This is a genomic window from Pleurocapsa sp. CCALA 161 (assembly GCF_003003995.1).
Classification (GTDB): Bacteria; Cyanobacteriota; Cyanobacteriia; order Cyanobacteriales; family Xenococcaceae; genus Waterburya.
In genome coordinates this window covers 1-6,051 of record NZ_PVWF01000185.1, presented here as the reverse complement: position 1 = coordinate 6,051, position 6,051 = coordinate 1, and the positions used below count along the sequence as shown (strand labels likewise).

Annotated in this window: 11 protein-coding genes; 1 reads left to right on the top strand and 10 read right to left on the bottom strand. The window is 38.8% G+C overall.

Annotation, left to right across the window (positions count from 1 at the left end; translation table 11 throughout):
• From C7B62_RS23865 to C7B62_RS23840, 7 genes are all read right to left on the bottom strand, one after another.
• The coding region (locus C7B62_RS23865) for an ATP-dependent Clp protease proteolytic subunit (RefSeq protein WP_199194355.1) at nt 1-374 on the bottom strand (374 nt) is incomplete at its 3' end.
• 77 nt (nt 375-451) lie between these two features.
• The gene (locus tag C7B62_RS23860; protein ID WP_106243548.1) at nt 452-784 is read right to left on the bottom strand and encodes a cupin domain-containing protein; all 333 of its coding nucleotides are present in this window, start codon (nt 782-784) and stop codon (nt 452-454) included.
• A gap of 223 nt (nt 785-1,007) precedes the next feature.
• Entirely contained in the window at nt 1,008-2,036 is a 1,029-nt protein-coding gene (locus C7B62_RS23855) for an MBL fold metallo-hydrolase (RefSeq protein ID WP_199194354.1), read from the bottom strand.
• A gap of 2 nt (nt 2,037-2,038) precedes the next feature.
• Nucleotides 2,039-2,161 carry a hypothetical protein gene (locus tag C7B62_RS26975; RefSeq protein WP_255414092.1) on the bottom strand — a complete coding sequence of 41 codons (123 nt, stop codon included), beginning with the start codon at nt 2,159-2,161 and terminating at the stop codon, nt 2,039-2,041.
• A complete protein-coding gene (locus tag C7B62_RS23850) occupies nt 2,151-2,387 on the bottom strand; it encodes a hypothetical protein (RefSeq protein WP_199194353.1) in 237 nt (78 codons plus the stop codon). Before C7B62_RS23850 ends, C7B62_RS26975 begins: the two co-directional genes overlap by 11 nt.
• Nucleotides 2,388-2,414: 27 nt before the next feature.
• Nucleotides 2,415-2,978, bottom strand: a complete 564-nt coding sequence (locus C7B62_RS23845; RefSeq protein WP_106243545.1) for an SRPBCC domain-containing protein — start codon at nt 2,976-2,978, stop codon at nt 2,415-2,417.
• The gene (locus C7B62_RS23840; RefSeq protein WP_106243541.1) at nt 2,975-3,298 is read right to left on the bottom strand and encodes a helix-turn-helix transcriptional regulator; all 324 of its coding nucleotides are present in this window, start codon (nt 3,296-3,298) and stop codon (nt 2,975-2,977) included. Before C7B62_RS23840 ends, C7B62_RS23845 begins: the two co-directional genes overlap by 4 nt.
• A gap of 300 nt (nt 3,299-3,598) precedes the next feature.
• On the opposite strand from C7B62_RS23840, the gene C7B62_RS23835 reads away from it, so the two are divergent.
• Nucleotides 3,599-4,219 (top strand): precorrin-8X methylmutase, encoded by a 621-nt coding sequence (locus tag C7B62_RS23835; RefSeq protein WP_106243552.1) that lies wholly within the window; start codon nt 3,599-3,601, stop codon nt 4,217-4,219.
• 14 nt (nt 4,220-4,233) lie between these two features.
• Here the strand turns inward: C7B62_RS23835 and C7B62_RS23830 are convergent, their stop codons facing one another.
• The 3 genes from C7B62_RS23830 to C7B62_RS23820 all read right to left on the bottom strand — a co-directional run.
• Nucleotides 4,234-4,932, bottom strand: coding sequence for a phosphate ABC transporter permease (locus C7B62_RS23830; RefSeq protein ID WP_106243538.1), 699 nt, complete (start codon nt 4,930-4,932; stop codon nt 4,234-4,236).
• A gap of 169 nt (nt 4,933-5,101) precedes the next feature.
• Complete coding sequence (locus C7B62_RS23825) at nt 5,102-5,353, bottom strand: hypothetical protein (protein ID WP_106243535.1); 252 nt, start codon at nt 5,351-5,353, stop codon at nt 5,102-5,104.
• A 169-nt stretch (nt 5,354-5,522) separates the two neighbouring features.
• Nucleotides 5,523-6,051 (bottom strand): sigma-70 family RNA polymerase sigma factor (locus tag C7B62_RS23820; protein ID WP_146132192.1); only part of this gene is annotated, 529 nt, incomplete at its 5' end.

Genomic DNA, 6,051 nt, shown 5'->3' with positions numbered 1-6,051 from the left:
ATTTTAATTCGAGCATTAGGTAGTGCATACCTTTTCCCCTTAGTTCCCGATGACAGCAAGATTGCTCCCATAGATGCAGCAGTGCCAATACAGACAGTACAAACATCAGAGTGAATTTGTTCGATTGTATCGTGTATAGCGATCGCTCCTGTTACCAAACCACCAGAACTATTGATATATAAAAAGATGTCTCGCCCTGAATCTTCAGCATCCAGAAATAGCAATTTCGTAATAATCTCGTTAGCTGTTTCTTCTGTTAATTCTCCTCGTAACAAGATAATTCTTTTCGTTAGTAAGTGGGAATAGAGATCGAAAGCTGTTTCTCTGGTGTCTGATAGTGAAATAAAAGTTGGAAAATTGGGATTTGAATTCATTTTAACCATCTCCAATACATTACATTTGACTTCTGACTTCTGACATCTCCAAAATTTGTCTCTTCATCGAATTCACATTACTTAAACTCTCCCATTGCACCTAATCGAATTGTCAGCAGTTCGACATCAGTAATTGCTTTATGAGAACCATTTTTGGTATTAGCAGGAGTAAACCAGAAAGTCCCCGATTTGCATTCTTTGCCGTCTGTCTCAATAATTCCTTCGAGAACATAAACATATTCATCACAGGGATGATAGTGAACGGGAATGACAGTACCTTGTTTCATTCGCAACCTATGAATCGAACCTTGGGTTACTGGTTCAGCTAAAGGCAGAATTTGCGTACCTGGAAGTTGCTCTAAATTATGCCAGGATTGAGTATTGGTATCAGTGAATTTTTGCTCTAACATTTTTTATTTATTCTCCTCGGTGATTGATTTCCAGATGTGCTGTTGATGTACAAGCGATCGCGGTTGCGGAGCAAGTCGAAGACTCAGCTAGCCGTCCTAAAGAATCCCCAAAGGATATATACGAAGCGGTATCCTTTAGGACACCTTCGGATAACAGCTTCGCACTTGTCCTTGTCGCATTGAGGATAAAGGCATCGCCAGACTTCAAATTACCTGTTATTTATCAAGCAGGATCGAACTTCCACCAGGAAGGCGTCCAAGCATAGCGATCTGCTTCCGCGCTAACATGACCTAAACCTGGAAAAGGCATATGAGGAACTAACAATTCCACTCTAGACTCACTAACTTCGTTGAGAAAGTTTGTTCTAGTAGCAAGACCTTGTTCAAAATCAGTGTCGAATGCTACTTCCCAATCGGGATGTTCTAAATTCAGCGGATCGCTGTAAAAAATATCGCCAGTGGCGATTAACTTGTTTTGCTCTGAAGCGATCGAATATGATGTGTGTCCTGGAGTATGTCCTGATGTCTCTGTGGCAATAATTCCAGGAATGATTTCCGATCCAAATTCAAAGAATTTTATCTTGTTTTTAATTAAATTTAACGTCTGTTGCGCCCCTTGAATCACAGATTGCTTAGTTTTGTCGTCTACCAAAGAATTAGGCAAGCTAACTTGAGGATCTGTCCAAAAATCCCATTCTGCTTGGGAAATATAATACTCCGCATTAGGATAGGTTAAATTACCATTTGCTGAAATCAAGCCCCCAATATGATCGCCGTGAGCATGAGTAATTAAGACTGTATCGATGCTTTTTGGGTCAATCCCAGCAGCTTGAAGATTTTGAGCCAGAAAACCAGCAGTATCGCCAAAAGCCGTTCCTGCACCACTATCAATCAGGACTTTATGCTCTCCTGTATCGATATAAAGAACATTAACATAAAATAAATAGTCGCTATTGGTAGGTAAGAAACTTTCATAAAGAGAGTTTTCTACTTCAGCAGGATCGGCGTTAGGCAGAAAGAAACTGGGAGCAATCTTTAAATTACCATCACTTACAGTCATGGCGTTGAACTTGCCGATTTTGAAGTGGTAAACAGCAGCGTTAGTTTGGGTATTAGTTGCTTGAGTTTGGGCAATAACTTGGGAACTATTACTTAATTTAAAAGCTGCACCAATAATTAACAACAGCATAGTACAGATAACTAAAAGCAAAAATCGCCATTTTTTAGATATTTTGTCGAAAGCAAAGATCATATTTATTTATTCTCCTCGGTGATTGGTTTGCAGATGTACTGCTGACGTTCAAGCGATCGCTTTACCTTTGCTGTATCTATTTCTGGCAAATGTAATTCAACTAAATCTACTGTTTCAGCTACCAAAACTTAAAATAGATTCAGAACCTTGATTTTGTTGACGAGCAAGCTGTAACTCTTCTTTAGGGGGCAGTTGGTCATAATAAATAAACAACTCTACATCAGAATAAGCATCTGCTTGTCCTTGAGCAGTAGATCCTGTAATCATTGCTGCTTTTGCTTGGGGATGGGCTATATAAGCTTGTATGCTTTTTTTTGCTAGTGTCAACAAATATTGGCTTGCTTGATTCATGACTGCTGTTTGAGTGTTAATAAGCGATTAGCAGTAAGTTTGTAATGCCTGCGGTAACTTGCAATTAAGACGATAATTCCATTCATCTATTGAGTTTTGGCGATTAAGTAAAGTATTTAGTTCTTCTCCTGCTGGCATTTGAACTAGACTTGTGTGGGATATTTGCTCATTAAAGTTACTCGTTGGCTGTTCACATAGAAATAAACCTGGGCGAATATCAATCTGCTTTAAATCTGTACCAATACCAGAAATAACTGTGGTTGCATACCCTGTTGGCTGATGCCTTAATTGCAATTGTGTTCCGCCTTCAACTGGGTTTAGTATCCAGGTTACTAATGACGGTTCACTTGTCATCTCATCTTGCCAAGTATAAGCAAGGCGTTTGGGTTTATTTAGTTCCACTACTTCACAGTGAATAATGGTTTTTATGCCTGGTAAAGAATTGCTTTCAAACTTAAATTTATGACCTAAACATGGTTCAAAGTTATTGGGCATCATCCAAGCATTTAACACCCGACAGTCGGTTAAAGCTTGCCAGACTTTTTCTGGTGGATGGGGATAAAAAACATTTAGTTTGACTTGCTCTTTCACGGATTATCCTCCAAATAGTTACCAAGAACATCTAATTTGTCTTGCCAGAATTGTTCGTAATAACTTACCCAGTTAAATACTTGTTTTAAAGGCTCTGGATTTAAACGATAAAATCGCTGTCGTCCTTCTTTTCTCTGGGTAACAAGTTTTACTTCACACAACACGCTTAAATGTTGTGAAATGGCAGGCAAAGACATCGAAAACGGTTGGGCGATTTGCTTAACAGGTTGTTCTCCTTGACTTAGTAAGTCGAGGATTGCCCGTCGAGTCGGATCGGCGATCGCCGCAAAAACATCAGCATTACCAGTAGTTCTACTCATATATACACAATAGTTAAGTGTTTGCTTAACTAAAACTATAATAGTTAAGTATTTGCTTAAATGTCAAGCGGTGAAAATAATAATAGTTTTAAATTGATAGACTTAAACTTGAGTAAATCTATCTTGCTACTTATCTGTCTCGACTAAGAAATTCATTTTCGCAACTACAATCATTGACCGAATTCTTGTTCAAGTCTAATCATCAAAAGCCGATGTGTTTTAATATTGAGTTATGGAGCAGTTAATAAAGTTAACCTGTGTAAAAAAGCATATTCAATAACAGCACTAACTTATAAACAGATGAACTTAGATTTTACTGACGCTTCTTCTTTAGCTACAATTGATCGTCAAATTGGCGAAATTAGCAGAAATATTACTCCTGCTCAATACGAAATAATACGTCAGGTTGTCTACTGCACTGCCGATCTTGAATATCAGTCTTTGCTTAAATTTTCTCCTGGTGCATTAGCTAAAGGCGCAGCAGCACTGACGGCAGTTACGCCAATTATTGTCGATGTACCAGAGATTCAGGTAAGCATCGTTCCCAAGCTGCAAAAGACCTTTACTAATCCCGTCTACTGTTGCGCTACTACTAGTGGCAATGTGGCAAAAGATAGGAGTAGGGCTTCTCAAGGACTAGAAATTTTGGGTCGCAAGTATCCTCAGAGTATGTTTGTTATTGGTCAAGATCAAACTTCCTTGTTGACGCTGATCGATTTGCTCAAAAACAAAATTATCGATCCTAGTTTAACCGTCGTAACTCCGCCCATGTTTATTGACTTGGAAACTAAGCAAAAACTCAAGAACTTTGATATTCCCTTTATATTTATTGATGGGCAAAAAGGTGGCGCTAACATTGCTGCGACGGTTATTAACAGCTTGATTAGTTTGGCATGGCGAGCAAAGCAAAGAAGCTACTGATGATCCAATAGAAATTAGCGATCGCGTCTTTTAATTCTAGAATTGCTTTGGCGACGTACTCTGGGGGGAGTTTTTCCTCCTAATTGACGGCTAACTTCGAGAAACACATCTCTTTGAATATAGGGATATTGTCCAACCCAAAGATCTTTTTGAGGAAGATAAGCATCAGAAATTTTATTTATTTGACTCAGATCTAACTCGTTGGACAACACTAATAATTCAGCTGTCTGTCCTGGTTTAATTCCTTTGTGAATACGCTGTAGGGGAGCTTGAACCTCAACCTCAAAACCTGTTTCATCCCCCAAAACCAAGTTAATCCAGCGTTCTCGATTCTCAACAATTACTAATTCTCCCCGTTGATTAACCGTTTCTTCCTCGCCGATTAATTCTTCTGTTAGGTAGACATCTAAAACTTTGCCCCGCCAAAAACCAGAATATTTAAAACGACGACTAGCCGAATTACGCAGGCTTGCCTGATAAACAGGACACCATAACCAGTAAAGTGCAACAATGCCACCTAAAAGTAGAATTAAAGCGTCTGCTTGATTTCCAAACAGCGCATTTAAAATTAAAACTACGACTACCCCAATAAAAGAAATTAAAAGTCGATTCAATACATCAGACCACTTGCCCCAATAATAAGCATATTGTTTTCCAGTCGCAATGAGGGGAATTAACTGTTCTGTTTTTTCCTTTGTTAAAGGCTTAAGCATTTGTAATTTATAGTTATCTTGATTCTAGGGGAATAAAAGAAAAGTCGCCAGAGACGGAAAAAAGCTCCGCTCAGTCCGATCAAAGTAGCTACATTTTAACCATAAAAAAACCCTAAAAAAAACAGCTAATTGATTACTCAACTAGCTGCTAGTCAGACTAAAGAACAACTTAAAATCTTTCGACGCTACCCAAAAATACAGGCTCTACTCGAATAGCTAAGACACTTTGAGGGCGAAGCACCATATATTCCCCCTGGATGTTTTTAATCGGCACATTCACAAAATCGGCAGAATCAGATTTAGTCATTAACTCTGTGCTATACCATTTTTGAAACTCTTGCACGGTACTAAATCGAACTTCTTCTCGATGACCGCCAGCAATCAAAATATGAACTGCGTATTCGTCTGCTTTTCTCGGCATGGAAACTAGTTGATAACTGTAACTGTGATACTTATAGTTCCCTTAAGCTCTTAAAAAAACACCATTGAGTCACAGATTTTTTTTGAATCGATTAAATCGGCGATCGCTAAACAAGAAAAAAGGTTAGGCAATGCCCAACCTGGTTCAAACTAATTGCTTGCTAATTTATTTAGCTGAGGGACTCTAAATAATCTCTAATTAAATTTCTGCGTCGTGGTTGGCGTAATTTCTGCAAGGCTTTTGCCTCGATTTGTCTGACTCGTTCGCGAGATAATTCTAAACAACGACCAATTTCTGCTAAGGAAAAGGGTTTTTCACCTCCAAATCCAAACCGCATTTGGATTACTTCGCGTTCTCGGCTGGTTAATTCTGATAAAAGATAATGTAAATCTTTTTGTAAAGACTCCCGCATCAGGGTTTCTTCAGGAGAAGCACTTTCTGTTTCCAATAAATCTCCCAACTCAGTATCTTTTTCTTTACCTACCTTAATCTCCAAAGAAACTGAACGAGGTACACGCAATAAGACTTCGCGGATTTGTGCTGCTGTCATGTCCAACTCTTTAGCTAAATCTTCAATTTTAGGAGTACGTCCTTTTTCCTGAGAAATTTTGCGTTGAGCTTTTTTAATCTTGTTGAGCTTTTCCGTGATGTGGACAGGCAGGCGAATAGTTCGGCTTTGCGTGGCGATCGCTCTGGTG

Excerpts from the sequence above, each read along its gene's own strand:
- C7B62_RS23840 (WP_106243541.1), bottom strand. The coding sequence starts at position 3,298 with ATGAGTAGAACTACTGGTAATGCTGATGTTTTTGCGGCGATCGCCGAT.
- C7B62_RS23830 (WP_106243538.1), bottom strand. The coding sequence starts at position 4,932 with ATGCTTAAGCCTTTAACAAAGGAAAAAACAGAACAGTTAATTCCCCTC.
- C7B62_RS23825 (WP_106243535.1), bottom strand. The coding sequence starts at position 5,353 with ATGCCGAGAAAAGCAGACGAATACGCAGTTCATATTTTGATTGCTGGC.
- C7B62_RS23850 (WP_199194353.1), bottom strand. The coding sequence starts at position 2,387 with ATGAATCAAGCAAGCCAATATTTGTTGACACTAGCAAAAAAAAGCATA.
- C7B62_RS23855 (WP_199194354.1), bottom strand. The coding sequence starts at position 2,036 with ATGATCTTTGCTTTCGACAAAATATCTAAAAAATGGCGATTTTTGCTT.
- C7B62_RS23835 (WP_106243552.1), top strand. The coding sequence starts at position 3,599 with ATGAACTTAGATTTTACTGACGCTTCTTCTTTAGCTACAATTGATCGT.
- C7B62_RS23860 (WP_106243548.1), bottom strand. The coding sequence starts at position 784 with ATGTTAGAGCAAAAATTCACTGATACCAATACTCAATCCTGGCATAAT.